This is a genomic window from Thermodesulfobacteriota bacterium, from assembly GCA_025062045.1.
Taxonomy (GTDB): Bacteria; Desulfobacterota; Syntrophorhabdia; order Syntrophorhabdales; family JANXAF01; genus JANXAF01.
The window spans coordinates 24908-50408 of record JANXAF010000002.1; the positions used below are offsets into that span (position 1 = coordinate 24908).

The following is a 25501-nucleotide window of genomic DNA, read 5'->3' on the forward strand; positions in this document are numbered from 1 at the left end:
CTTAGACTATCTCTATTTTCACCTTTTCCCCCTTCGTAATCCCAAATGTATCTTTAATACTCCCTTTGAAACGGGCAAATTCAAGGTATCCTGAGCTTCCAACAAGGCACGTAAGTTCATCATCCATATAGGTCCTGCTGAGCTTTGTAAATACGAGATCCTTAATGATAATCCTAAAGTTCTGTTTTCCAGTAAATTCAAAGAAGAGCTCGTAATGGATGTTAGTTATGGCATTCCCAAACCTGTCGAACCTTACGATCTCACCGTAAAGTACATCGTTTATTATGTCCGGAAAATAGGACGAGTCTATTACGGGATTCTGCACCTTCTCTCCAAAACTCGACGGATGGAACCCTTTAGCAAGATACACAGCTACAGGAGCAAATATGTCTCTGCCGTGAAAGGTGTTACTTATTTTTTTTAGCATAAAATCTCTGTTCGATATTTCATAAACCTCGAATTCTTCATCGAGGATGAGTGTGTATATGCCGTTATCGGGCCCTACAAAGAGGTGATTATCCTTTGACACTATAATTGGTCTTCTTTTTGTTCCCACTCCAGGGTCAACAACTGTCACATGTATAGTTCCGGATGGGAAAAACGTGTAATATTCCTTTATCACAAATGCTGCTTCCCTTATGTCCTGTGGCTCTATTTCGTGCGTGATATCTATGGTTTGGACATCCACTTTTAAATCTGAGGCGAGGTTTAAGATCACTCCCTTCATTATTCCTACGTATGGGTCTTTTGTTCCGAAATCTGTAAGAAGGGTTATAAGTTTCATCTAACCGAAAATAGTAGCTATTTTGTCGAAGGGTCTCTCGATTATGCCCTTTTCTGTTATAAACCCAGTAATCAGTGAGTTTGGAGTAATATCGAATGAGTAGTATCTCGCTTTAAAAGATGGCATTGTGATGTATCCTCTTTTAAATTTTATCACCTCTTTTCCTTTCCTTTCCTCGATCGGAATCGATGATCCGGAAGGTATATTCCTATCGAATGTCGATCCGCAGCACGCAACGTAAAAAGGTACGTTATGGTTCTTAGCACACAGCGCTATCATGTAAGTCCCTATCTTATTTGCCGTATCCCCGTTTGCCGCAACGCGGTCAGCACCCACTATCACTTTCTCTATCATCCCTTTTGACATAAGAAGACCTACGTGGTTGTCCGGAACGATTTCAAATTCAATCCCAAATTTATTAAGTTCATAGGCGCTCAACCGTGCACCCTGAAAATATGGCCGTGTCTCTGTAAGGAACACCTTTATATTCTTACCCTGTTCCTTTGCCCTTCTTAAAACTCCTAAAGCGGTTCCATACCCGCCTGTTGCCAGTTCTCCAGCATTGCAGTGGGAGAGGATCGTATCACCATCCTCGATAAGAGCTGCCCCGTGTTCCGCAAGTGAGATGTTATTCTTTATATCCTCTTCATGTATTAGGCGGGCAAGATCAAAGAGCCCAGAAAGTAGACTTTCGGTTTCTGCATGTCTTTCGCATTCTCTTTTCATCCTATCTAAAGCCCAGAAAAGGTTATAGGCCGTAGGTCTCGTTTTTGCAAGAACTGTATATATTCTCTCTATATCTTTCTTCGTCACCTTTTTCTTCCTCCTAGCCACCTCCCGTACTCCAAAGGCAAAACCGTAGGCTCCAACGATTCCTATGAGGGGCGCACCTCTAACAACCATATTCTTTATGGCTTTTACAAAGTCCTTAAGGCTTTTTAGCGGAACCAGGACTTCCTCAAAAGGAAGTCTTCTCTGGTCAAGCACAAATAGCTTTTCATCTTTAAGAAAGATGTGATCACTCAACGTTTATTTAACCTTTCTTTTAGAAGCTCATTTACAAGCTTAGGATTTGCCCTTCCTTTTGTCTCCTTCATAACTTGGCCTACAAAAAAACCGAAAAGCTTCTCCTTGCCCTTTCTATACTCTTCCACTTCCTTTGGATGATTGGCAATGACCTTTTCGACTACCTCTATGAGCAACTGAGGATCAGAAATCTGCACGAGTCGTGCCTTTTCTACGTATTCCTTGGGAGAGATCCCTTTTCTAAAAAGTTCAGGGAAGAGTTCTTTCCCCATTTTTATGCTTATCTTCCCCTCTTTTATCAAATCGAGAAGTTCTGCGAGATACGAGGGGGGAAATACGATTTTATCTATCGGAGTTTCAGCTTGTTTAAGTTCCCTTAAAATTTCGGTCATTATCCAATTGCTTACGGTTTTGGGTTCGGGATAGAGTTTCACCGTCTCTTCGAAGTAGTCCGCGAGTTTTTTTTCAGAACAGAGGATTTGAACATCATATAGTGGCAGACCATACTCTTTTATAAACCTCTCTTCCTTCTCGTGGGGAAGCTCGGGGATAGTCTTTCTTACGGATTCTATCCATTCCTCATTTACGATGAGAGGAAGAAGATCTGGGTCGGGAAAGTATCTGTAATCATGAGCTTCTTCCTTTCCTCTCATGGAGTATGTTACCCCTAAGTCAGGGTTAAAAAGCCTAGTTTCCTGGATTATCTCTTTTCCTTCTCTGAGCAACTCTATCTGTCTTCTTATCTCGTAATCGAGTGCCCTTTCGATGTATTTAAACGAATTCAAGTTCTTTATCTCAGTCCTAGTACCGAACCTCGTGTCCCCTTTTTTTCTCACCGAGACGTTAGCATCGCACCTCAAACTCCCTTCTTCCATGTTTCCGTCACATATGTCTAAGTACATGACTATACTCCGCAAGAGCTTTAAATACTCAACAGCCTCCCGCGGACTCGATATATCAGGCTCTGTAACGATCTCCAAAAGCGGGATGCTCGCCCTGTTAAAGTCAACGAGGGTGTAAGAGCTTGCCTCTACCGTTCCCTCGTGGATTAACTTTCCTGCATCCTCTTCTAAGTGTATTCTTTTTATCCTTACCTTTTTTCTTCCTTGGTCTCCATTTATGAAAATAAAGCCGTCTGAGCAAATAGGCTCCTCGTACTGGGATATCTGGTAACCCTTGGGGAGGTCCGGATAATAGTAATTCTTTCTTGCAAAAACACTTCTTTTATTTATCTTGCAATTAAGAGAAAGTCCAAGTTTTATGGCATACTCTACCGCCTTTTTATTGAGTACCGGTAGAGCACCTGGCATACCGGTACAGACTGGGCAAGTATGGATGTTTGGCTCTGCCCCGAACTTCGTTGAGCAAGAACAGAAGAGCTTACTCTCTGTCAGAAGCTGAGCATGGACTTCAAGTCCTATTACCCCTTCAAAATCCCCGTAGTCCAAGGCGATCTCCAGCGATTCATCAGTATACATCACGCTGTTTTGATTTTCAAAGCTCTCTTCTCTTCTTGAAAAACGGATAAGACCTATGTGAACATTAATTTGGATATGGAGATAAGAAGGATAGATGCATTATCCGTTACTGTCGCTATCGACAACTTTTACGATGCTTTTTTTGATGACCCTCCTTGCGGAAAAAGGTATAGAACCCTTCCTTCAAGATCTATATATGCTGAACACGGTCTCTCCTTTTTTGTGAATGCCTTTTTAGATCGTAAGAAATACTCCTTTATTTTCGATTTCGGCGTAGACGGAGAGCTCCTTCTCCACAACTTTGAGGTTTTAAAAATTGAACCAAAGGGAGCTTCGGCCTTGATTCTAAGCCACGGCCATTTTGACCACTACGGAGGTCTTTTACGTCTTGTGAGGCATCTCGGTTCTTCTGGAATAAAGGGTCTTCCTCTCTATTTGGGCTCAGGAACTTTCGCAAGAAGGTTCGCCAAGAAAAAAGACGATGAAGGGCTTATCGATCTAGGAATGTTAAGGAGGGAGGAGCTCGAAGGCGTAACCAGGGTGTACGAGATAGAAGAGCCTTTGGAATTTTTACCAGGGTGTTATATCTCTGGAAGGATCGAGATGAAAAACGACTACGAGGATATATCTAGCGGCTTCTTTGTGGAAAGAGAAGGGATTCTCGCAAATGACGATTTCAGAGAAGAACTAGCTCTCTTTTTCCTTTTAAGAAGAGGACTTGTTATAATCTCTGGGTGTGCCCATAGGGGTATAGTAAATACAGTAACCCAAATCGTGGACCAGACAGGCATAAGAAAAATCTACGCTCTTTTTGGCGGATTCCATCTTCTTGAAGATGAGACAAGGATAAGAAAGACTATAGAGGGCCTTGAAGCTTTCTCTCCGGACTACGTGATTCTCTGTCATTGTTCGAGCTTATCCGCTAAGCTTCTGTTTATGAAACTTGTGGGGAAAAGATGCATAATAAATACGGTTGGAACAACATACAATCTCTAACCTACCATTTTTCGGTTAAAAAGATCGGTCGGGGCTCAATTTTTCGTTCTTTAATACTTTCCTTTCCAGCATAAGAAAGATCCTTTCAAACAAAACAGACATGAGAGAAAGGATAAAAAGGCAACTTACGATGATATCTACCCTTATTAGGCTTTCGGCCCTCATAAGAAGTGCTCCTATTCCTTTTGGCATCGCCACCATCTCCGCTGCGATAACGACACGGAAAGCGCCCCCGGATGAGAGCCTAAGCCCGGAAAATATGGATGGTAAAGCCAATGGGATGATGACCTTTGTGGCTAACGTAAGACCTTTAGCACCCATACTCCTTGCGACTTTTACCATCCTTTGGTCGATATTTTTTATTCCTGATCTCGTGTTGTAACATGTCGGAAAGAACGAGTGGATGGCTATAACTGATATGGGAAGGGCTTCCCCTATGCCAAGCCATACCATAAGAAGGGGAACCCACCCAAGTGCAGGGATAGGATATAGAAAAGCTATTATCGGGTGGAGCGATCTGTCAATCAGATCTTTATAACCCATCATAAAACCTGTTGAAATCCCAAAGACGATCCCTATCAAAAAGCCGCATATTACTCTCATAAGACTCCACAGTATATGATCTCCCATAATACCAGACAAAATGAGCCTTCCCGTCTCCACTAAGACTTTCGTGAAGGGTGGAAAGAGATTTCCCATCTCTCTTGGAAGACTACGGCATACAATTTCCCATGAGGCAAAAAATAAAAGGACCGGAAGGACCAAGTATAGGTTTTTTCTCCCTGCTAGAGATCCCATGCGATTATACTTTCCGCATTAAAAGATTCCCTTATATATCCCTTCTTTGCCATATAATCTATCGTCTCCTGGATCACTTTTCTGTTTAGCTGATTTGTGAATTCGAGTCTGGACATAGATATGAGTGCTTCTTGTTCCTTTATCGAGAGTTCGGCTTTTGGATCAAGCCTTTCGCTAAATCCAACTTTAGAGCCTTCTAAAGATAGATATCTCGCGAGTATTCTCGATGAATCTTCTCTTTGTGTATTTATCCAATGAGTAGCCTTTTTTGTTGCGCGTACGAGTTTTTTTACAGCTTCTCTTTTATTTTTTAACACCTCTTCTTTAACCACGATTACGCTTCCCTGAAAGTTTGGCCAGATGTCTTTTGCGGTAAGCAAAACTTTAAGACCATCCCTTTCTGCGAGCGTGACGAAATGTTCAGGCATGAACGCCGCATCTATGGATCCTGATCTTAGCGCGATAAGCATGTTTTGGGGGTTCATCCGCACAACAGAGGACAGAACTTTCTCCTCTTTCAATCCAAGACCGTCGATCGTTCTTCTTAAGATGAGATCCGTTGCGCTTCCTTCGCTTATACATCCGATCCTTAGAGCTTTTATGCCCAAATCATTTACACTCTTTACCCTTTTTGGGTTCACGACAAGCCCAAAACCGTATAAATGGCTTCCAAGAACTATTTTCAGTCTTATCCCGCCATTCGAATAGGCATTGATCGCTGGAACGAGGCACATAAAGGCAGCTTCTATGTTTCCCTTCTTCAATGATGAGGCAAGGGCAACACCTGTCATATAAGCCTCGTGCGATTTTATCTTTAGATTTTCCTTTTCAAAGATCCCTTTTCCTTGAGCCACATAAAAGGCTGCGGAATGGCTATTGAATTCCAAAGCCACCGAGATCTCATCCTCAGCGAAAACCAAGCTTCTACAAAGTAAAAGGATTGCAAATAGAAAGGAAAACTTTATTTTCATTCCTCGTAGACCCTTATCCTCCTTAACTTGAATATTAGGAATACCTCCTTTTTTGTGGCAAGGCCGAGTTTATGAAAAGTCTCTCTAGGAAGCTCAATTGTTAGATGGTTTTTGCCAACTTCAACATTCATCTGAACGAGATGGGAAAACTCTTCCACCTTTTTGACAATGCCCTTGAATCTATTAACGGGAGGACCCGGTGGAATTTCCGGAGAAACGTATATGTCCCTTGAGGATAACGCAATTTTTCTTATCATTCCGTCTTTTTCATAGGGTATAACGAGCGGCAAATCACCGCATGTTGCTTCATACAGCCCATAACCTAAGGGTCTTACGTTTTCTACATCAAGAATGTTCATTGTCCCCATAAATCTCGAAACGCTTTCGTTTTTCGGAAAGAAGAAGATCTCCCTTGGTGTTCCTATTTGTTCGATTCTGCCTTTACTCATAATTGCCATTCTGTCCGCCAGCTCTTCCGCTTCCACGAGGTTGTGGGTCACATGAATCGTTGTTACGTTAAATCTCTCTTTCATTCTTTTCAGTTCCAACCTTAAAAATTTTGATGTGGAGAGATCTATGTTGGCCAGGGGCTCATCTAAAAGCAAAAGCTTTGGAAAAGGAGCAAGTGCTCGAGCAAGGGCAACTTTCTGTCTTTCTCCACCACTTAAAGTTCTGACATCTCTTTTTAAGAGATGGCTTATCTCTAAAGAATGCGCTAAAAACTCAACCCTTTCTTTTATCTTTTCCTTAGGGTACTTCATGATTTTAAGCCCAAACTCAAGATTTTCTTTCACGTTGAGAAATGGAAACAGCACGCAGTCTTGAGGTACATAACCTACTTTTCTTTCTTCTGGAGGGACATGGGTGAGGTCTTTTCCATCAATGAAAATACTCCCCTTTTTCAACTTGTGGAAACCAACTATAGATTCGACAAGAACGGTCTTTCCCGCACCGTTTGGTCCAAGGATTACAAAATACTCCTTTTCTTTGATTTCAAGGTCTATATCCTTCAGGTGGAAGTTCCCAACTTCGACGCACACACCTTTTAGCTCAACCAACTCTATCTATACCTCCCATTTTTTGAGCGTTATAGTCTAGTGTATATAACGAATGCATGTCAAGCTTGCTCTAACCTTTTTGGGAAATCGATTGCTTAACTTTATTCAATCTGCTATAAAAAATAGCCACTGCTAAAATGGAGCTTGACGAATTCGATTACCAATTACCAAAGTCTCTCATAGCGCAGTATCCGAGAGAGGACAGAGCTTCATCACGCCTTCTTATTTTCATTAGGAAGGAGGGGAGGATTATACATGATCGCTTCAGGAACATCCCCAATTACTTTCGGCCAGGAGACGTACTTGTTCTAAACAACACCAAAGTTATTCCAGCGAAGTTTGAGGCAAAAAAGGTAACAGGTGGTCGCCTGGATATACTTCTTACAGGAAGGGTAGATGAACGGACATTCACATGCCTTGTGAGGAATGCTGGGAAAAAGACTGAACTTTCCGCAAAAATAGGCGAAACCGAAGTAATTCTAAAAAGAGAAGGCCAGGAATGGTATTTATACCTTCCCGGGGGAGAAGCAGATTTTCAAAAAATTCTTGGACAAGGAAAGATGCCTCTGCCCCCCTATATAAAAAGACCCGTTACAGACGTGGACTTCGAGAGATACCAAACAGTTTACGCAAAAGTTGAAGGTTCAGTTGCCGCACCAACAGCCGGTTTTCATTTTACCCAAGAAATCCTCGAGGAATTGGAAAAGAAAGGTGTTCTTATACTTTACATCACCCTCCACATAGGTATGGGAACGTTCCTACCTGTAAAGACCAGAAGAGTTGAAGACCACAGGATGCACAGAGAATACTTTTCCATGGATGAAAGTGTCTATGAAAGTGTACTTAGGGCAAAAGAAGAAAAAAGAAGGATAATCGCGTGTGGGACGAGTACCGTCAGGACACTGGAGACTGTCTTTACCGCAAAAGAAAGAGTACTCGCAGGATACACTGAGCTCTTCATATACCCCGGATACCGATTCACCGTTTGCGATGCTCTCATAACGAACTTCCATTTGCCTAAATCGACACCTTTGATTCTCGTCTGCGCTTTTGCTGGGAAAGAAAATGTGCTTAGGTGCTACCGACAGGCTATAGAGGAGGGATACAGATTTTATAGCTACGGAGATTCCATGCTGATACTATGAGCATCATAGAAGTAATAAAGGTCGATGGGTCTGCACGCTTAGGGTTGCTAAAAACTTCTCACGGCACAGTTAAAACTCCAGTATTTATGCCCGTTGGGACACACGGAGTCGTTAAAGCTATCATGCACCGGGACCTAAGGGATATCGGAATAGAAATGATTCTGGCGAATGCTTATCACCTTTACCTTAAACCAGGGGATGAACTCATAAAAGAGCTCGGAGGCATTCACCGATTCTCTGGATGGAACGGTCCTATCTTAACGGACAGCGGCGGTTACCAGATTTTTAGCCTTGCCCGCTTAACAACCGTAACTGAAGACGGTGTCATATTCCAGTCCCATATAGATGGTTCACGGCATTTCCTTTCACCCGAGAAAGTCATAGAGATCCAAGACAACATAGGAGCAGATATCATCATGTGCCTCGACGAGTGCATACCCTACCCAGCTTCCTACGAGTATACGGAGAGAGCAACAGAACTCACAACTAAATGGGCGAGAAGATGCAAAAATGTGGAAAGGAAGAATAAAAGTCTCCTCTTTGGCATAATTCAGGGGGGCTTTTACCGGGTATTGCGTTTGAAGTCTGCCCATGATTTAATAAATATCGGCTTTGATGGGTACGCAATAGGAGGGTTATCGGTTGGAGAACCCAAATCCCTCATGTGGGAGATGGTCGACACCGTCATTGGACTTCTTCCGGAAGACAGGCCAAGGTACCTTATGGGCCTTGGATTCCCCGAGGACATAGTAGAGGGGGTTAAAAGGGGTATAGATATGTTCGATTGTGTCATTCCCACAAGGCTTGCAAGAAACGGAAATCTTTTTACTTGGCAGGGAAGGATAAATATAAAAAACGCGAAATTTAAAAAAGATGAAAGGCCAATAGATGAAAACTGTGAGTGCATAACGTGTAGAACCCATTCACGCGCATACTTAAGGCACCTACTTCTTTCCCATGAACTTACGAGTTTTTATCTCAACACCATCCATAATCTCTACTTTTACTCTAAGCTTATGGAGAGAGTGAGGTCGGCCATCGCACATGGTGCGTACGAAGAGTTTTATGAGGATTTTATGAAATCATGGAAAGGAGGAGAAAGAAATGATGGAGATAGCATATGCGATGGGTAGTCAGGCTCAGGAACAGCAAGGCGGAACCGAGCCGTGGGTGAGTCTGATACCCCTTGTTCTGCTAGGTCTCATATTCTACTTTCTTCTTATAAGACCCCAGCAAAAGAGGCAAAAGCAACATAAAATGTTCCTCGAAAGTTTAAAAAAGGGGGATGAGGTTGTCACAGCAGGTGGACTCTGCGGAAAGATATCCGGAATAACGGATAACTACGTTACTTTAGAGATATCCGATAAGGTAAGAGTTAAGGTGTTAAAGAGCACCATAATCGATAGGATGAAAGGAGAGTAAAAGTGCCAAGATACGAGAATATCATAATTCTAAATCCCGAGACTCCCAAAGAGGAAAAGGAGGAATTGCTAAAGAGGGTGAGAACGAATATCGAGAAAACTGGGGCCAAAATCATAAGGTTCGATGACTGGGAAGTGAGGAAGCTCGCCTATTCAATCAAAAAGATGGACAGGGGTCACTATTTCTACATTCTATTTGACGCCCAAAAAGAGGCAATTCCTCAACTCGATAGGTTCTACAAAACACAGGACAACTTACTCCGTCACCTCTTCGTTAGAGTCGACGATACAGAAGAGGGTCCCAAAACAGTCCCAGAGCAGGTTATTTTTGATGAGCTTGAGGGTGAGTACAGTTGAACCGCATCTTTTTGACCGGGAAAGCCGGAGAGGTGAGGATCTTTTTTACACCCAGAGGGGAAAGGATCGCTCTCTTTCTTTTAAGAGTTGATGATCTTGACATAATAGAGGTCATGTATCTTGACAGTGAGGGGAAACTAAAAGAAGAGGACATTTCTGGGAAAACATTAATGGTTGCGGGCACTCTTGCAAGGCCCGAAAAAGAATGGAAGTTTTTACGCGTAAAGGCAAAAAACATTGCGCTTATGGAGGACTAGATGGCTAATAAACCTAAAAGTCAGGATTTGCAGAAGAAAAGGATTTATGTGAGAAAGAAAGTCTGTAAGTTCTGTGAGGATCCGGCTTTGAAGATCGATTACAAAGATCCTAAACTCTTAAAGCAGTTCATAACAGAAAGGGGGAAAATAATGCCCCGAAGGATGACAGGTACCTGTTCATACCATCAAAGAAAACTGAGGAACGCAATTAAGGTTGCTAGAATTATCGCTCTTTTGCCTTTCACCACTCTATCGCGCTAGGGGGAAAAGATGAGAGTGATCCTTACGGAAAATGTGGAAGGTGTTGGAAAAAAAGGTGAAGTTATAACCGTTAGGGACGGCTACGGGAGGAACTATCTCATACCTAAAGGACTGGCGGTACCAGCAACGGAAGGGAATCTAAAAAGGTTAGATCATTTGTTGCGGGAAATGGAAAAAAAAAGGCAGAGGATTGAGAGGCACTCTCAGGAACTGAAAAGACTCTTGGAAGAGAAGGTTGTTAATATTTACAAAAAGATAGGAAAAGACGGAAAGCTATTTGGTTCAGTCACCCAGAAGGATATCTCAGACGCCATCCAAAAGACTTTCAAAATCTCGATTGATAAGAGAAATATAACGATCGAAGAACCAATAAGAAGCGAAGGCATCCATACGGTTGAAGTGGATCTGGGTCAGGGGATCAAAGCTTCGTTAAAGATTTCGGTGGAAAGAAAAGAGTAGATGGAGCTAGCCAGAGCAAAGAAATTCAAAAGAACGAGATTAGAAGCTAAGGTACCTCCACAGAATCTAGAGGCCGAGCAGTCGGTCTTAGGAGGCATTCTTTCGGATCCCGAGGCAATAAACAAGGTTGTAGATCTCATATCTCCGGAGGATTTTTACAGGGAAGCTCATAGAAAGATATACGAACTGATGGTCGAACTTTACGAGAAAAATGAGCCTATAGACATCATTACGTTGAGTTCGCTCGCAAAAGATAAAGACCTCCTCGATGAGATAGGAGGCGTGACATATCTGAGTTCTCTGGTGGATATAATGCCTACTGCCGCAAACATAATGCAGTACGCAAAGATAGTCAGGGAGAAGGCCATACTGAGGGAAATGATAAATGTGGCTAACGAGATCATTGAAAGGAGTTACGATGTCGATCTCGATGTGGAAGATTACGTGGACTATGCAGAAAGGATGATATTTAGGATTTCGGAAAAAAAGTTCAGACCATCATTTTATCCAATAAAAGACATTGTAAAAGAGAACGTTAAAACTATTTGGAAGCTCTATGAAAAAAAACAGGCTGTAACAGGAATACCAACCGGTTTTATAGAGCTCGACAGGCTGACAAGCGGTTTACAACCATGCGACTTTATAGTTGTGGCAGGAAGACCTAGCATGGGTAAGACCGCATTTTGTATGAACATTGCCCAGTACGTATCTCAGCTCAAAGACCCCCAGATAGCTGTAGGTATCTTTTCGATGGAGATGTCAAAAGAACAGCTTGTAACAAGGATGTTAAGCTCAGAGGCTGAGGTTGATCATGCGCGCTTAAGGACAGGGACCTTTTCAGGAAGCGAGCTGCAAAGGATATTCCAAGCGGCCGGAAGGTTATCGGAGGCCAAAATATTTATAGACGATTCGCCTTCCATGACCATTTTGGAGCTAAGGGCTAGAGCAAGAAGATTAAGTAAAGAGCATAATGTAGGCTTGATAATAATCGATTATCTCCAGCTTATTAAGGGTAGAGGGAATGCAGAGACAAGAGAGCAGGAGATATCTGAAATCTCGAGGTTCCTTAAAGCGCTCGCCAAGGAACTGAAAATACCGATAATCGCCATATCTCAGTTAAACAGGATGGTCGAACAGAGGGAGGATAAAAGGCCCCGTCTCGCAGACTTAAGGGAGTCGGGTGCCATAGAACAGGATGCCGATCTTATACTTTTTATATACAGGGACGAAGTTTACCATAAGGACAAGGAATCGAACAAGGGGATCGCAGAAATAATAATAGGTAAGCAAAGGAACGGCCCAACCGATACAATAAAACTCGCATTCATAGACAAATACGCTACGTTCAAGAACCTTTTCAGGGAATGACAATACCAAATGCGCTTTCTCTCTTTAGGCTCGTAGCCACTTTTTTCTTTATCTTTTTCGTAACTAAAGAAATGTTCGGTTTTGCCTTCACAATCTTTTTGCTACAGGCACTCAGCGACCTTGCGGATGGTCTTATAGCAAGGAGGTTTGGATTTAAAACCCTTATGGGTACTTATCTAGATCCGATAGCTGATAAGTTCATGCTCCTTTCAACCTATTTGATCCTGACTTACAAAAGTATGGTCCCAAAATGGCTAACTTTCATCGTCCTTTTCAAGGATTTTCTCATTCTTTTGGGATTCTTCACTCTATATAATTTTTCTGTGCGAATAGTTCCAAACCCAAGACCTTTAGGTAAGATATGTACTGCTTCCCAGATGGTGGCTATCGCATATCTTCTCTGGGCAGGAACCGAAGGTTATGTTGACTACTTTTTTTACGCAACCGCCATTTGCACAGTTCTTTCTACGTTTGATTATTTCTTCTCTGGCCTTTTTCTTTATGCGAAATATAGACTCAATAAAGGGTGAACGGGTTTATAATTTTAGGACGAAGAAGCTTGCAAGGGTCACAATTATTCCAAGGAGCTTTATTCCCAAAGCAAAAGTGAAGTGATCTCCAAAAAATCCTAAAATATAGGGAATAATCCCTATCCCAAAAGCAGAGGCTATCGAGACAACAAATCCCATTGCGAATGCTCTCTTCTCCAAAGGAAAGATCCGAGAACTCAAAACGAAACATAAAGGAAACATCCCAGAGATCAGGGTGGCCTGCAGGAAAAGAACGTACTGCATGACATCCCAAGAAAAAAACGGGCACGAAAAAGTAAGAATCCCTGAGCTAAAGAGGATAAAAAAGAGTAGTCTTTTTATGTCGAAAAATTCTAAAAGAAAACCCACCGTAAAAGAAAAGACAAAGGCACCTATCCTTGTGTAACCTAGTATTTTCTGTGCAAGGGAGATTTCGAGCGTAAGTTCCTTTGAAAGATAAAGGGGCAGTATATAGTAGAGCCCCATGTTCCCGCCGGCTGCGACAACGAGAATGAGACTTATTATCCATAAAGTTCTGTTTCTAACTATTTCCGAGAAGATTCTTTTCGTATCCTTCTTTTCAACTTTTATCTCCTCGACCTCCTTTGTGATTAGGTAGAATAAAATACTTGCCAAGGCGAAAACCACAGCCAAAATGATGAAAACGCCTCTCCAAGAGGTGTGTTTCAAAAGGTAGTAAGCTATAAAAGGGGCAAGTAAAATACTTGCGGAGGCTGCCGAATCGTGGATGGGAATCACCTTTTCCCAAAGGCGTTCATCATAAATCTTGGTGATAAGCGAGATTGAAGATGGTAGATAGATACCAGCTGTGAATCCAAGCCCAAATAGCAAAGGATATAAAAGAAAGAAGAAGCTATTGAAAGAAAGGAGAGTAAGGAAAAACGCATTGAATATGAAAGAGATAAGTATCGATTTCTTATGGCCTATCGCACCTGAGTAAATACCCATTAGAAAAAGGGCAATCCCATTTCCTATCGATATGGAAGCGAAAAGGCCTCCCGCCAAGGTATGCGAGATTTTGAACTCGTCTTCCAAGATAGGAGCTAGAGGGGCTAAAACTGTTCTACAGGTGAAGATGAGAAACCAAAAAAGCCAAAAAAGTATAAGGTATGCTATTGAGGTGAGATCGAATTTCCAAAAGCTTTTCATTCCTGTTTTAAGACCATGTTCAGACTAACATATGTAAACTTTGCAATTCCAGTTTTTTATTGACAAAAGAGCCCAAGTTACGTAGAAAGATAATGGGGCTTAGAACAAAGTTCTATACACAAAACGGGAGGAAAGATGCGTAGAATCATGCAGGGAAACGAAGCCATAGCAAGGGGCGCCTACGAGGCAGGGGTTATCGTTGGCTGCGCCTATCCTGGAACCCCAAGTAGCGAGATTTTAGATGCTTTATCTAAGTACGATGGAGTTTATGCGGAATGGTCGCCCAATGAGAAAGTAGCAATTGAGGTTTGCCACGGAGCTTCGATTGCGGGCGGCCGGGCCATAGCATGCATGAAACACGTTGGACTTAACGTAGCATCTGATCCATTCATGACCATCTCCTACACAGGGGTTAAAGGAGGGTTTGTGGTTGTAGTTGCCGACGATCCTGGCCAGCACAGTTCTCAAAACGAGCAGGACAGTAGAAACTGGGCTAGGTTTGCAAAAGTGCCAATGCTCGAACCATCCGATGCACAGGAGTGCAAGGATTTCACAAAGCTGGCATTCGATATAAGCGAGGAGTTCGACACCGTTGTGCTTATAAGGAGTGAGACGAGGGTATCCCATAGTTATTCTTTAGTCGAACTGGGTGAAAGGAATGTTGTAAGACAAGAGTTCAATTTAAAGAAGGAGGATACGCCGAAGTACACCATGATACCCGCTTTCGCAAGAAAGCGAAGGATAGAGGTCAAAAACCGGATGGAGAGACTGAAAGTTTATGCGGATACAACTTTCCCTTTCAACGTTGTCGAGATAAACGATCCCGAAATTGGATTTATAACATCTGGAGTTTCGTATCTCTACACAAAGGAGGTCTTTCCGGAATATTCTTTTCTTAAGCTTGGTATGGTTTGGCCGCTCCCTTTAAGGCTCATTGAAAATTTTATAAAAAAGGTGAAAAAGGTCATAGTTGTTGAAGAACTCGATCCTTTCTTGGAGACTGAAATAAAAGCCATGGGATTTAAGGTCTCCCACGGAAAGGATCTACTACCGGAAATAGGGGAGTTCACGCCTGATATCATAGAGGAAAGTCTAAGAAGAGTTATAAAAAAGAAAGCCTTAAAAAAACCGAAAGAAAGGCTCGACGTTTCAGATCTGCCGCCTAGACCGCCCAACATGTGCGCCGGATGTCCCCACCGTCCTATGTTCTACATTCTCAAAAAACTCGATCTTTTCGTTTTCGGCGATATCGGTTGTTACGGTCTTGGCGCATCTAAACCCCTCTCCGCTATGCACATGTCAACATGCATGGGCGCGGGTGTTGGTGGTGCCTATGGCGCAGGAAAGGTACTAAAGGAAGGATGGCTTGGGAAGATATGTGCGGTGATTGGCGATTCCACGTTTTTACACTCTGGGATTCCCCCTCTTATGGATGCGGTTTATAACAAGGGTTATTCCACAACGATTATACTTGACAATAGAATTACGGCTATGACAGGCCAACAGGAACATCCCGGGACAGGGTACACTATCAGGGGAGAACCTACACATGCCGTTGACTATGAGGCTTTAGTCCGAGCTCTGGGCGTGAAGCATGTAAGGAAGGTCGATCCGTATAAAATTAAGGAGACGATGGAGACAATAAAGGAAGAGGTTGAAAGAAACGAAGCCTCAGTGATAATAACAGTTAACAGTCCGTGCATGCTTTTGAGAAGGGAAAGACCGAAGGAAAGGTTTCTCTATAAATTTTACACCGTTGATGAAAATTTTTGCAGAGGCTGTAAAGCCTGTCTCGAGCTTGGCTGTCCGGCGTTAAGCTGGAAACCGAATCTCGACAAGAAAAAGGGGGTCGCCTTTATAGTTGAGGATCAATGTGTGGGATGTAGTGTCTGTGCCCAGGTGTGTAGATTTGAAGCGATAAAACCGGGAATTATAAACACACCGAAAGATGCCTAAAAAAGGATCGTCTCCAGAGTATACACAAACTGTGCCAGCTGTCGACCAAGCACTTAGAATACTATTTTTTATGGCAAAAAGCCCCCATCCAAAGCTCTCTTTAACAGAGATATGTAAGGGTGTGGGGATCCATAAGAGCAAGGGCTACTCTATTTTGAATACCCTCATAAAATATGGGCTTGTCTCTAAGGATACGGAGGATAAACAGTACACATTAGGTCTTGGGCTTCTTTCTCTCTCTAGAAAGGTCATTGAGGATTTAGATTTGAGAAAACTTTCTCTTCCATACCTGGAAAAAATAGCAGCTATCACAAAAAAGACAGCCATTTTTGGAATCATTTTCGGGGAGAACCTCGTTGTTGTTGCAAAAAAAGAAACGGAAAACCCAATAAACGTCACTATAAGGCTTGGCTCCAACTTCCATGTGACTTACGGTGCCCACGGAAGGGCAATAGCGGCTTTCCTTGGCGAAAAGGAGCTAAACTCGCTACTTAAAAGAAAGAAAATTTACTTTTTCGGGAGTCCTTCGAATTTTGACAAAAAAAGGTTCGAAGACGAGTTGCAAAAGTGTAGGCTTAAGGGGTATGCTTGCGATATAGGAGAACTATACCCCGGTATCTCTGCCATTGCCGTGCCTGTTTTCAGTTCCAAAATGAGCGTGATTGGAGTCTTCATTGTCCTCGGGGCGTACGGCGAAGACAAAGTAGAAGAGTATGGAAAGGTACTCCTTGAATGTGCAAAAGAGTTCTCATTAAGTCTAGGAGCTGATCCAAAACTCACATACGATAAATACAAAAAAGGAGATTGACGCATGGATGAGAAGGAAATTCAAGCTATTAGAACAACAACTTGGTCGGCCGGACCAGGTTGTCACGGCGGTTGTGGCGTAATCGCGTATGTCAAGGATGGTAGGCTTTTAAAGATTGAGGGTGACCCAAGCCACCCCTGGAATCAGGGAAGATTATGTGCGCGTGCTTTGGCTATGAAGCAGTACATCGAGCATCCAAAAAGACTGAGAAAACCTCTTCTACGGAAAGGAAAAAGAGGGGAGGGAGTCTGGGAGGAGATATCTTGGGATTTTGCGTTCGACTTCATAGAGGAAAGGATGAAAAAAATTAGAGAGGAGTCCGGGCCTGAAAGTTTCATATTTGCTATGGGAACGGGCAGGGATATAGGCCCTTGGATCTCAATGCTTGCATATGCATACGGAAGTCCGAATGTCATGTTTGCTTTGAGCGGAAACGCTTGTTACAGCCCTAGGATTGCTGCTCTTGATACTTTTCAGGGCGATTACTGTGTTTTTGACGCGGGTCAATGGTTTGAAAAGAGGTATGACGATCCAAGATTCGTTCTTCCTCAATGCATGATAATTTGGGGTTACAACATTCATGCCACATGTCCCGACAATCTGTTTGGCCATTGGATAGTAGACATGATGAAGCGAGGCACAAAGATAATAGTTATAGATCCGAGGTTCACCTGGTTTTCATCTAGGGCTGAGATCTGGCTACCTGTAAGACCTGGTACTGATTCGGCACTGGCTATGGGACTACTCTACGTTATATTAGATGAGGGACTGTTAGATTATGAATTCCTTAAAGAATGGACAAACGCCTCTTTGCTTTTGAAAAAAGACAAAGATCAGCTCCTTCGTGAAAGCGATATCTATCCGGATGGAAAAAGAGAAAACTTTCTAGTCTGGGATGAAGAGGCTAAAAGGGTTTCGGTCTGGGATACGGAAGAGCTCTGTTATAGGCCTCAAGCATCAAAAGTGGCAATCTCCTGCGAAATTTCTCTTTTGGATTTAAACGGCAAGGAGATAAAGTGCCATACCGTATGGGATGCTTTCCAAAAAAGGGTAAAAGAGTACGATCCAAAGACCGTTGAAGGTATAACTGGCGTGCCGGCAAGCGACACAGTGAGAGCGGCTAGACTCTATGCCAAAAGCAAACCCGCCTCCATCCACTGGGGTGTACCGATAGACATGACTCCAAACGTAACACCCCTTTGTCACGCAATCGCGTGTCTTTGGGCTTTGACGGGCAATCTTGATGTTCCGGGAGGTAATGTTATTGCAAGATTCGCGTTTGACTGTGTCGCCTATGCTCTGCCCGGTTCGGAAGGGGTAATAAAACTTAAAACCAAAAAGCAGGATCTATTAAGGATCGGGAGTAATAGGTTCGGCCCTTTTCAGAAATTCATATGGAGATGTCAAACTGATAGTGCCTTCGAGCAGATATTTACCGGGAAGCCTTATCCAATAAGGGGAATGTGGATCCAGGCTTGTAACCCTCTTGCAGGGATCGGAATGGATCCTAAAAGGTGGCTTGAAGCATTTTTACGGCTCGATTTTATTGTAGGTGTGGATCTTTTTATGACTCCGACTTTAATGTACGCTGACATAGTTTTGCCTTCCGCAACATTTTTAGAAAAAAATGGAATAAGATCATGGTGGGTTCCGCTCCAAAGCATAAATAAAGCGCTAACGATCGATGATTGCAAACCCGACATCGAGATAAACTTTGAACTGGCGAAAAGATTCGACCCAGAGTTCAAATGGAAGACGGTGGAGGAGCTTTTCGACGATATACTTAAGCCATCGGGACTTACCTATAAAGAACTTCAAAATAAAGTATGGGTATTTCCCCCCGAGGGTCATCCAAGCCATCCGTATTTTCGTTATAAGAGGGGGCTTTTACGAAAGGACGGAAAGAAAGGATTTCAAACACCTACTGGCAGATTTGAACTTTACTCTGTCCTCCGTGAAGATTGGGGATACGAGCCATTGCCGCTTCACGAAGAACCCCCTTTTAGCCCTTCATCCCAACCGGACCTTGCGAAAGAATATCCTTTGGTCCTTTCTACGGGGAGGAGATCTCCCGTTTATTTCCACAGCGAACATAGAATGATTCCACATCTTCGCATTTTAGAGCCCGATCCAATTGTGGAGATTCATCCTGAGACCGCAAAAAAGTACGGTATCTCTGATGGAGAATGGGTCTACGTCGAAAACTGGATGGGAAAAGCGAAATTCAGGGCGAAGGTCACACCAATAGTCCCAAAATGGATGGTTATGGCGACCCATGGCTGGTGGTTCCCTGAAAGAAAGGCTGAAGAGCCTGAGCTTTTTGGAGTTTGGGAGTCGAATATAAATCTTCTCATCCCAATGGGCTATAACGGAAAGGACGGTCTTGGAGCTCCAATAAAGCATCTACTTTGTAAAATTTACAGGGCCTAAAAAGGAGAGTCCTATGGAAGACAAGGATATATACGGAATCCTTATAGATTACGAGTACTGTACCGGTTGCTACACCTGCGTTGTGGCCTGCGCTCAGGAATACGGATACGAGCCTGGAGTTTCCGGCATGAGGGTTATGGAAATCGTAGAAAAGCTTCCCAATGAGAAGTATTATCTGGTCTATCTTCCCTTTCCCACAGAAGTCTGTACGCTATGTATAGGGAGGGTAAGGAGGGGGCTCGAACCACAGTGTGTGAAGCACTGTATGTCCAGATGTCTGGATTTTGGACCTTTAGAGAGTCTTATAAAAAAAATGAAGGAGAAGAAAAGGACTGTTCTTTTTAGACCCAGGTAGCGAATTCGTTTCCTAGTTTCGAAGTTTATACCTTACGAGCTTGCCTGTTACCGTTCTAGGAAGCTCTTCCACAAAGGCTATAGATTTGGGAACTTTAAAATGGGCTATTTTTGCCTTTACGTGTTCAATAATCTCTCTTTCTAAGTCATCGCTAGGTCTATATCCTTCATTTAAAACGACAAAAGCCTTAATTTTTATGAGACCTTCCTCAGATGGCACCCCTCCTACACCACACTCTTTCACCGCTGGATGTTCCATCAGCGCATTTTCTACTTCCAGAGGGGATACCCATTGCCCACTTACTTTTAACATATCGTCTGCTCTTCCCTGATAGTAGAAGTATCCATCTTCGTCCATGAGAAAGAGGTCCCCGGTATTAAACCATTCACCTTTTATCACCTCTTTATTCTTATCGTGCCTCCTCCAATAACCGGGGGTGACCCCATCGTTCTTTATCCATAACGTACCTACACTTCCCTGTTTTACCGGTAAGCCATCATCGCCCCTTAGTTCTCCTTCAAATCCCTGGATAATCTTTCCACTCGATCCCGGTTTTCTTTTTCCTTCTTTATTTGCCATGTAGATTCCGCCAACATCGGTACTACCAACTCCGTCTATTATCTCGAGAGAAAATCTTCTCTCCCATTTTTCGAATATCTCTTTGGGGAGTGGCTCCCCCGCTGAAACACACGCTCTTATCGAAGAGAAGTCACAAAAACCTCTTTTTTCGACTTGCTTCAAAATAGCATTGTAAAATGTAGGCACACTAAAAAAGATGGAGGGCCTTTTAGTCTCGATAAGCTCTATTATATCTTCTGGTCTCGGCCATTTTGGCCAAAGTATGACTGACGCTCCATACAAAAGAGGTATCTCCAAGGAAGCATTTCTCCCGTAAGAGAAGAACATTTTGGATGTGGCAAATATGACGTCTTTTTCAGTTATGCCCAGTATAAGCTCCGCAAATGGCGGTATATAGTAACATATGTCGTGGTGGAGATGGATAACACCTTTCGGCACCCCTGTAGTTCCAGAAGTATACATCCAGAATGCCATGTCGTCTTTGGATGTGGTTTCAACTTGAAGCTCGGATGAGCCTTTTGATATAAGCTCAGAATAGTTTATGGTTCCTTTTTCGGATCCTCCGACTATTATTACGTGTTTTAGGGAGGGCACCTCTTTTTTTATTTCACGGATTTTTTCGTAATGTTCAAAATTAACAAAAAGGGCTTTTGATCTCGAATCGGAGGCGAAGAAAACGTAATCTTTCGGCTGGGCGAGCGTGTTCACAGGACAAGGGACGGCTCCTATCTTCATCGATGCAAGATAGGCAGTTATGAATTCGGGGGAATCGTTAAGAATGATGAGGATCCTATCTTCGGGTTCTATCCCTAAATTTTTTAGGCTGTTTCCGAGTCTATTAACGGACAGATAAAGATCAGCGTAGGTTATTCCTTGATCTCCATAGTAGATAGCGACATTTCCTCCCCTTTCTTCCCTTATATGCCTTTCGAGGAGTAGATCAACCTGGTTAAAAAAATCTGGAACTTTGTAGTCCAGAAGGGAGATGCGCCCCATCTTTTCACTTCACAAACGACGGAAGGAAAGTTGCAATTGGTGGGTAAAAAAGGAGTATTATAGAAGCAACAATCATGGCTATAAGGAACGGGAATATGCCTTTGAATATCTGCTCTAGTGGAACATCCTTGGCAATTCCCTTTATCACATAGACATTAACCCCGACGGGCGGGGTAACGACACCCATGCATGTGACAAGCACGATTATAACCCCAAACCATATGGGATCATATCCTAAATTAAGAACAATAGGATAAAGGATAGGGATCGTAAGAATGATAAGCGGAATAGCGTCTATGAAACATCCACCCACAAGGTATATGGCGATTATGACAAGCATAATGACAAAGGGCGGGACCTCAAGGGATGAAACCCAGTTAGATATAAGGAGAGGCAACTTAGAAATAGTTACAAATTTTCCAAAAACAGTGGCACAGGCAATTATCGTAAGGATCATACAAGAGGTCCTTAGGGCTTCCCTCGTATTTTGCACAAAGGAATCCCATGTAACCTCTCTTCTTAGAAGACCAAGTACTAAAGCACCAGCTGCTCCTATTCCTCCTGCCTGAGTGGGTGTAAAAAAACCAAAAAGGAGTCCACCAACGACAAGAATAAAAAGGCCCACAGCATCCATGATCCTAAGACAGGCTATGACCTTTTCTTTTAGCGTTGATCTTTCTCCCTTCGGCCCGTATGTAGGGTTTTTGTAGCATATTATTATTACAGCTACGCTCATAAGGATTGCGAGGAGAATACCTGGCAATATACCAGAGATAAAAAGCTTGCCGATGGACTGTTCCGTCATGAATCCGTAAATCAAAAATATTACGCTTGGCGGTATTAGTATTCCCAAACTTCCCGCAGCTGCAATGCAGCCCGTTGCAAGCGTATCGTTATATCCATACTTTTTCATAGCGGGAAGTGCAAGCTTTCCCATAGTAGCAGCTGTGGCAGTAGAAGACCCACAAATAGCCCCAAAGGCAGCACACGCAAATATTGAGGCGATAGCTAACCCACCCCTTATGTGGCCAAATACTTTGTAGGCCGCATCGTAAAGCCTCGAACCAAGTCCTGCAGAAAAAGCATAGTAACCCATGAGGATGAACATCGGAATGGCACTAATAGAGTAAGATGTGAGCTGCTCAAAGATGTTTCTGGGGAGAATGGCAAGACCTGTTTTTAATGATGTTACATAGGAAAAACCCAGAAATCCTACAAACGCCATTGAGAAAGCAATAGGCATCCTTATTACAAAAAATAAAACAAGGACCCCTATTCCGATTATACCTACCGTTTCTGGGCTCATCTCTTCATCCTCACATTTTTTACAACTTCTAAAAGGTAGAAGAGAATGACCGGGATTGTACTTAAAGCAAAGGCGTAAGCAAATGGGTATAATGGCAATTTAGATACTGATCCAATCTCACCGGAAAGCTGAAGAGATCTCGCATACTTAAGACCGTAGACTAGGAGGACCAAAAAGAGGATAAGACAGCAAAAAGAGACAAAGATATCCAAAATTTTCTTTACATAAAAAGGCAACTTTTCAGAGATAAATTCGATCTTTAAGTGGGTTCCTATGAAAAGGCCAAAGGCGATCGCAAAAGCTATCGCCACTACCTGGGCAAAGCTTATTATCTCTAATGCCCCTGGCAGGGGCCATCTAAAGAATTTAGCGCCCACAACGTCGACTAAATTTGCAAAAAACATGATAAGGAAGAAGATGGCCCCTATGCCCTCCATGTATCTGCTTACCCGTCTCGTTAGCTTCTCTAACGTTCCCATCAGTGCACTACTTTATCCTTACGTCGTCTGGACCAGTCGTTGACTTTATCTTAAGCTCCCTTTGCTTTTTCAACCAGTAGTCAATCCTTTCCTTCACAAAGGAGATCCATCCCCTCACATCCCTCTCGGAATAACCAGCGGCCACCATTGATTTTATGTACTTGTCAATCACCGTTTCGGCAGCCTTTATCCATCTTTTTTCCTCTTCAGGGGAGAGAGTGATAAACTGGATCCCTTTCTCCATACCTAGCTGTTTTCCATCGATGTCTATTTCATTCCACATTGTAGCCAGCTTTTCCTGGAATGGATATTCGTTAAAGACTTTCTTTACGTCGTCAGGAAGTTTTCTCCACGTATCCTTATTCATGACGATATAGAAGTTATACTGCTGTCCGATGCCCCAACACTCCGTCGTGTATTTTATGACCTCTGCAAATCTGAAGGCTCTGAATGTCTCCATAGGGATATAAACTCCATCTACTACCCTTTTTAGTATCGCATCGTACGTCTCCGGAGCGGCAACGCCCCTCGGTGTTGCACCTAAAGCAGAAACGACATCGGCTATGTAACCCATCGCCCTGATATTAAGCCCCTTCAAATCCTCGAGCTTATAGACTGGTTTTGTCGCAACCATCATTACGTTTATAGGAGAACTGTGGAGAGTGAGAACATGTACATCATCCCATTCCTTAGGTCTAAATCTTTTGAAGAAATCGTTGACCACGTGGTTCGACACCCAAGCATTTGGAAAACCGAGTGGCATATCGAGGACTTCTGTGACCTTAAATCTGCCAGGTGTGTAAGCGATGTGAGAGAATCCTATATCCGCTATACCCTGGACAACCCCATCATACATCTTGGCTGGGCTAAGAAGCGTACCTGCGGGGAAATAGCTGAATTTCACCTTCCCCCCTGTTCTTGCCTCGATGTCCTTTATGAACTCTTCACAAATCTTCGACTGCCTCGCAACCACAGGGAAGTAGTTGGCCCATTTGAGCTCGATTGCCGGTGCACAGAGAACAGAATCCGCAAGGAAAAGAAACATTAAACCAACGAGCAGAGCATAAGAAAGTTTCCTCATGATCCCCTCCTTTAAACATTGTTTGATCTATCTTTATTACTTTTTCTTCAAAGATGTCAAGTGAAAAGAGAATACGACTGTTCTAACATTTTTTGACTCGCCGTTTAAAAACGGAGTATATTTTTCCATGCAAATTTTAAAGGGAGACGATTACTCCGCTTTTCAAATAGCTTGCGATCTCTTAAAAAAGGGCGAGATCGTCGCTTTTCCAACAGAAACGGTCTATGGACTCGGTGCTGATGCCTTAAACCCACACGCTGTCCTTAAGATTTTCGAAGTAAAAAGGAGGCCGCGTTTTGACCCGATAATCGTTCATGTTTCCGATTACGAATGGGTGCGGCAAATAGTGAAAGGATTTCCGGAAGAGGCAAAAAGGATAGCGGAAAGGTTCTGGCCAGGACCCTTAACTATCATTCTAGAAAAGAATGAAAAAATTCCAGACATAGTAACAGCGGGTCTTTCCACCGTCGCTGTACGTATGCCCTCCCATCCTATTGCTAAAAGGCTTATAGAATCCTTCGGGAGACCGATCGCCGCACCTAGCGCAAATCCATTTGGATACATAAGTCCAACAAAGGCCTCCCATGTGGCAAAGCTTCTAGGGAACAGAATTCCTCTCATAATCGATGGAGGAGATACGGTATTCGGGATCGAATCGACCGTTATATCCGTGGAGGGACAAAGGATAACAGTTTACAGGTTGGGTGCAATAGCGATTGAGGAACTTTCAGAGTTCGGAGAGATTGTGTTCGCCCATTCGGGAACAGAAAAATACCGTTCACCCGGACAGCTTCCCTACCACTACGCACCACATAAACCCTTAAAAATAGTTGATGGCCCAGAGATGGTAGAAAATCCTCTGTCCTCCTATCTCGCCTTTAAAGAACCAGAAAAAAAGGTTAATGCCAAATACATAAGAGTACTCAGTAAGACTGGGGACTTAAAAGAGGCAGCTTTTAACTTCTTTTCCTATCTTTTGGAGCTCGACAGAGATGACGTAGAGATAATTTACGCTGAAAAGATTCCAGAAGTTGGTCTCGGTCGTGCAATGATGGAAAGACTGAAAAAAGCGGAAAAAAAACATCTTCTTACTTGAGAAAGTGAGTTTTAGATGTTATTTTAGAGGCCGGTCTTTGGCAGGGGCAGGAAGTTGAAATACTCTTGTAAAATTGAGCACTTAAAAATGAATCAGTACATTTTATCAACAAGATTTCAACAAAAAATGTTGAAAACTTGGCTTGTAATTTTTTTTCTCTTTTTCATCTTTGGTTGCTCTGGTCCCCAAATAAGACCCGAAAGGTCTATAGCAATAACAGTGGGTATGACTCAAGAGGAGGTAAGGAGTTCGCTTGGCGAACCCACTTCAATAAGCATGACTTCTTATGGTACAATCCTTTGGACGTACAGGCCCTCCTGGAAAATTTTACCTGAC

26 protein-coding genes are annotated in these 25501 nt (G+C 42.9%); 15 read left to right on the top strand and 11 right to left on the bottom strand.

Translation table 11 applies throughout. The features are described from left to right. Window position 1: 1 nt before the first annotated feature. Genes NZ583_01780 through gatB form a run of 3 tightly spaced genes read right to left on the bottom strand, consistent with a single transcriptional unit; the run spans window position 2 to window position 3288 of the window. Window positions 2–784, bottom strand: coding sequence for an SAM-dependent chlorinase/fluorinase (locus NZ583_01780; GenBank protein ID MCS7280347.1), 783 nt, complete (start codon window positions 782–784; stop codon window positions 2–4). Next, window positions 785–1810, bottom strand: a complete 1026-nt coding sequence (gene mtnA, locus NZ583_01785) for an S-methyl-5-thioribose-1-phosphate isomerase (GenBank protein MCS7280348.1) — start codon at window positions 1808–1810, stop codon at window positions 785–787. Then, window positions 1807–3288 carry an Asp-tRNA(Asn)/Glu-tRNA(Gln) amidotransferase subunit GatB gene (gene gatB / locus NZ583_01790; GenBank protein ID MCS7280349.1) on the bottom strand — a complete coding sequence of 494 codons (1482 nt, stop codon included), beginning with the start codon at window positions 3286–3288 and terminating at the stop codon, window positions 1807–1809. The genes mtnA and gatB overlap by 4 nt, the downstream gene beginning before the upstream one ends. 75 nt (window positions 3289–3363) lie before the next feature. Between gatB and NZ583_01795 the strand changes: the two genes are divergently transcribed. Continuing rightward, window positions 3364–4284, top strand: coding sequence for an MBL fold metallo-hydrolase (locus tag NZ583_01795; GenBank protein ID MCS7280350.1), 921 nt, complete (start codon window positions 3364–3366; stop codon window positions 4282–4284). A gap of 15 nt (window positions 4285–4299) precedes the next feature. Here the strand turns inward: NZ583_01795 and NZ583_01800 are convergent, their stop codons facing one another. The 3 genes from NZ583_01800 to NZ583_01810 are packed head-to-tail and all read right to left on the bottom strand — an operon-like array spanning window position 4300 to window position 7111. Beyond that, complete coding sequence (locus NZ583_01800) at window positions 4300–5082, bottom strand: ABC transporter permease (GenBank protein MCS7280351.1); 783 nt, start codon at window positions 5080–5082, stop codon at window positions 4300–4302. Beyond that, window positions 5070–6053, bottom strand: a complete 984-nt coding sequence (locus NZ583_01805) for an ABC transporter substrate-binding protein (GenBank protein ID MCS7280352.1) — start codon at window positions 6051–6053, stop codon at window positions 5070–5072. Before NZ583_01805 ends, NZ583_01800 begins: the two co-directional genes overlap by 13 nt. Continuing rightward, a complete protein-coding gene (locus tag NZ583_01810; GenBank protein ID MCS7280353.1) occupies window positions 6050–7111 on the bottom strand; it encodes an ATP-binding cassette domain-containing protein in 1062 nt (353 codons plus the stop codon). Before NZ583_01810 ends, NZ583_01805 begins: the two co-directional genes overlap by 4 nt. Before the next feature lie 137 nt (window positions 7112–7248). Here NZ583_01810 and queA point away from each other — a divergent pair, with 137 nt between their 5' ends. From queA to NZ583_01855, 9 genes are read left to right on the top strand one after another with little or no spacing between them, the layout of a single operon-like run. Continuing rightward, window positions 7249–8256, top strand: coding sequence for a tRNA preQ1(34) S-adenosylmethionine ribosyltransferase-isomerase QueA (gene queA, locus NZ583_01815; protein ID MCS7280354.1), 1008 nt, complete (start codon window positions 7249–7251; stop codon window positions 8254–8256). Continuing rightward, a complete protein-coding gene (gene tgt, locus NZ583_01820) occupies window positions 8253–9389 on the top strand; it encodes a tRNA guanosine(34) transglycosylase Tgt (GenBank protein ID MCS7280355.1) in 1137 nt (378 codons plus the stop codon). The genes queA and tgt overlap by 4 nt, the downstream gene beginning before the upstream one ends. Further along, complete coding sequence (gene yajC, locus NZ583_01825) at window positions 9361–9678, top strand: preprotein translocase subunit YajC (GenBank protein MCS7280356.1); 318 nt, start codon at window positions 9361–9363, stop codon at window positions 9676–9678. Before tgt ends, yajC begins: the two co-directional genes overlap by 29 nt. 2 nt (window positions 9679–9680) lie before the next feature. Beyond that, on the top strand, window positions 9681–10034 hold the full coding sequence (gene rpsF, locus NZ583_01830; protein ID MCS7280357.1) for a 30S ribosomal protein S6: 354 nt from the start codon (window positions 9681–9683) through the stop codon (window positions 10032–10034). 32 nt (window positions 10035–10066) lie between these two features. Further along, complete coding sequence (locus NZ583_01835; protein ID MCS7280358.1) at window positions 10067–10291, top strand: hypothetical protein; 225 nt, start codon at window positions 10067–10069, stop codon at window positions 10289–10291. Next, window positions 10292–10552 (top strand): 30S ribosomal protein S18, encoded by a 261-nt coding sequence (rpsR, locus tag NZ583_01840; protein ID MCS7280359.1) that lies wholly within the window; start codon window positions 10292–10294, stop codon window positions 10550–10552. A 9-nt stretch (window positions 10553–10561) separates the two neighbouring features. Then, the gene (gene rplI / locus NZ583_01845) at window positions 10562–11011 is read left to right on the top strand and encodes a 50S ribosomal protein L9 (GenBank protein MCS7280360.1); all 450 of its coding nucleotides are present in this window, start codon (window positions 10562–10564) and stop codon (window positions 11009–11011) included. Continuing rightward, window positions 11012–12379: a replicative DNA helicase gene (gene dnaB / locus NZ583_01850; protein MCS7280361.1), complete on the top strand. Its 1368-nt coding sequence runs from the start codon at window positions 11012–11014 to the stop codon at window positions 12377–12379. Beyond that, the gene (locus NZ583_01855; protein ID MCS7280362.1) at window positions 12376–12909 is read left to right on the top strand and encodes a CDP-alcohol phosphatidyltransferase family protein; all 534 of its coding nucleotides are present in this window, start codon (window positions 12376–12378) and stop codon (window positions 12907–12909) included. Before dnaB ends, NZ583_01855 begins: the two co-directional genes overlap by 4 nt. Before the next feature lie 6 nt (window positions 12910–12915). On the opposite strand, the gene NZ583_01860 is transcribed toward NZ583_01855, so the two are convergent. Further along, window positions 12916–14079, bottom strand: a complete 1164-nt coding sequence (locus tag NZ583_01860; protein MCS7280363.1) for an MFS transporter — start codon at window positions 14077–14079, stop codon at window positions 12916–12918. A gap of 135 nt (window positions 14080–14214) precedes the next feature. On the opposite strand from NZ583_01860, the gene iorA reads away from it, so the two are divergent. From iorA to NZ583_01880, 4 genes are read left to right on the top strand one after another with little or no spacing between them, the layout of a single operon-like run. Further along, window positions 14215–16035, top strand: coding sequence for an indolepyruvate ferredoxin oxidoreductase subunit alpha (gene iorA / locus NZ583_01865; protein MCS7280364.1), 1821 nt, complete (start codon window positions 14215–14217; stop codon window positions 16033–16035). Next, window positions 16028–16843: an IclR family transcriptional regulator gene (locus tag NZ583_01870; protein MCS7280365.1), complete on the top strand. Its 816-nt coding sequence runs from the start codon at window positions 16028–16030 to the stop codon at window positions 16841–16843. Before iorA ends, NZ583_01870 begins: the two co-directional genes overlap by 8 nt. 3 nt (window positions 16844–16846) lie before the next feature. After that, entirely contained in the window at window positions 16847–19273 is a 2427-nt protein-coding gene (locus NZ583_01875; GenBank protein ID MCS7280366.1) for a molybdopterin-dependent oxidoreductase, read from the top strand. Window positions 19274–19286: 13 nt separating this feature from the next. Then, window positions 19287–19628 carry an oxidoreductase gene (locus tag NZ583_01880; GenBank protein ID MCS7280367.1) on the top strand — a complete coding sequence of 114 codons (342 nt, stop codon included), beginning with the start codon at window positions 19287–19289 and terminating at the stop codon, window positions 19626–19628. 12 nt (window positions 19629–19640) lie between these two features. Here the strand turns inward: NZ583_01880 and NZ583_01885 are convergent, their stop codons facing one another. From NZ583_01885 to NZ583_01900, 4 genes are read right to left on the bottom strand one after another with little or no spacing between them, the layout of a single operon-like run. Beyond that, window positions 19641–21203 (bottom strand): benzoate-CoA ligase family protein, encoded by a 1563-nt coding sequence (locus tag NZ583_01885; protein ID MCS7280368.1) that lies wholly within the window; start codon window positions 21201–21203, stop codon window positions 19641–19643. Window positions 21204–21207: 4 nt separating this feature from the next. Beyond that, window positions 21208–22509 carry a TRAP transporter large permease gene (locus NZ583_01890; protein MCS7280369.1) on the bottom strand — a complete coding sequence of 434 codons (1302 nt, stop codon included), beginning with the start codon at window positions 22507–22509 and terminating at the stop codon, window positions 21208–21210. Beyond that, window positions 22506–22988, bottom strand: a complete 483-nt coding sequence (locus NZ583_01895; GenBank protein ID MCS7280370.1) for a TRAP transporter small permease — start codon at window positions 22986–22988, stop codon at window positions 22506–22508. Before NZ583_01895 ends, NZ583_01890 begins: the two co-directional genes overlap by 4 nt. Before the next feature lie 7 nt (window positions 22989–22995). Then, entirely contained in the window at window positions 22996–24069 is a 1074-nt protein-coding gene (locus NZ583_01900; GenBank protein ID MCS7280371.1) for a TRAP transporter substrate-binding protein, read from the bottom strand. Between the two features lie 127 nt (window positions 24070–24196). Between NZ583_01900 and NZ583_01905 the strand changes: the two genes are divergently transcribed. Beyond that, entirely contained in the window at window positions 24197–25165 is a 969-nt protein-coding gene (locus NZ583_01905; GenBank protein MCS7280372.1) for an L-threonylcarbamoyladenylate synthase, read from the top strand. The last annotated feature ends 336 nt before the right edge of the window (window positions 25166–25501 follow it).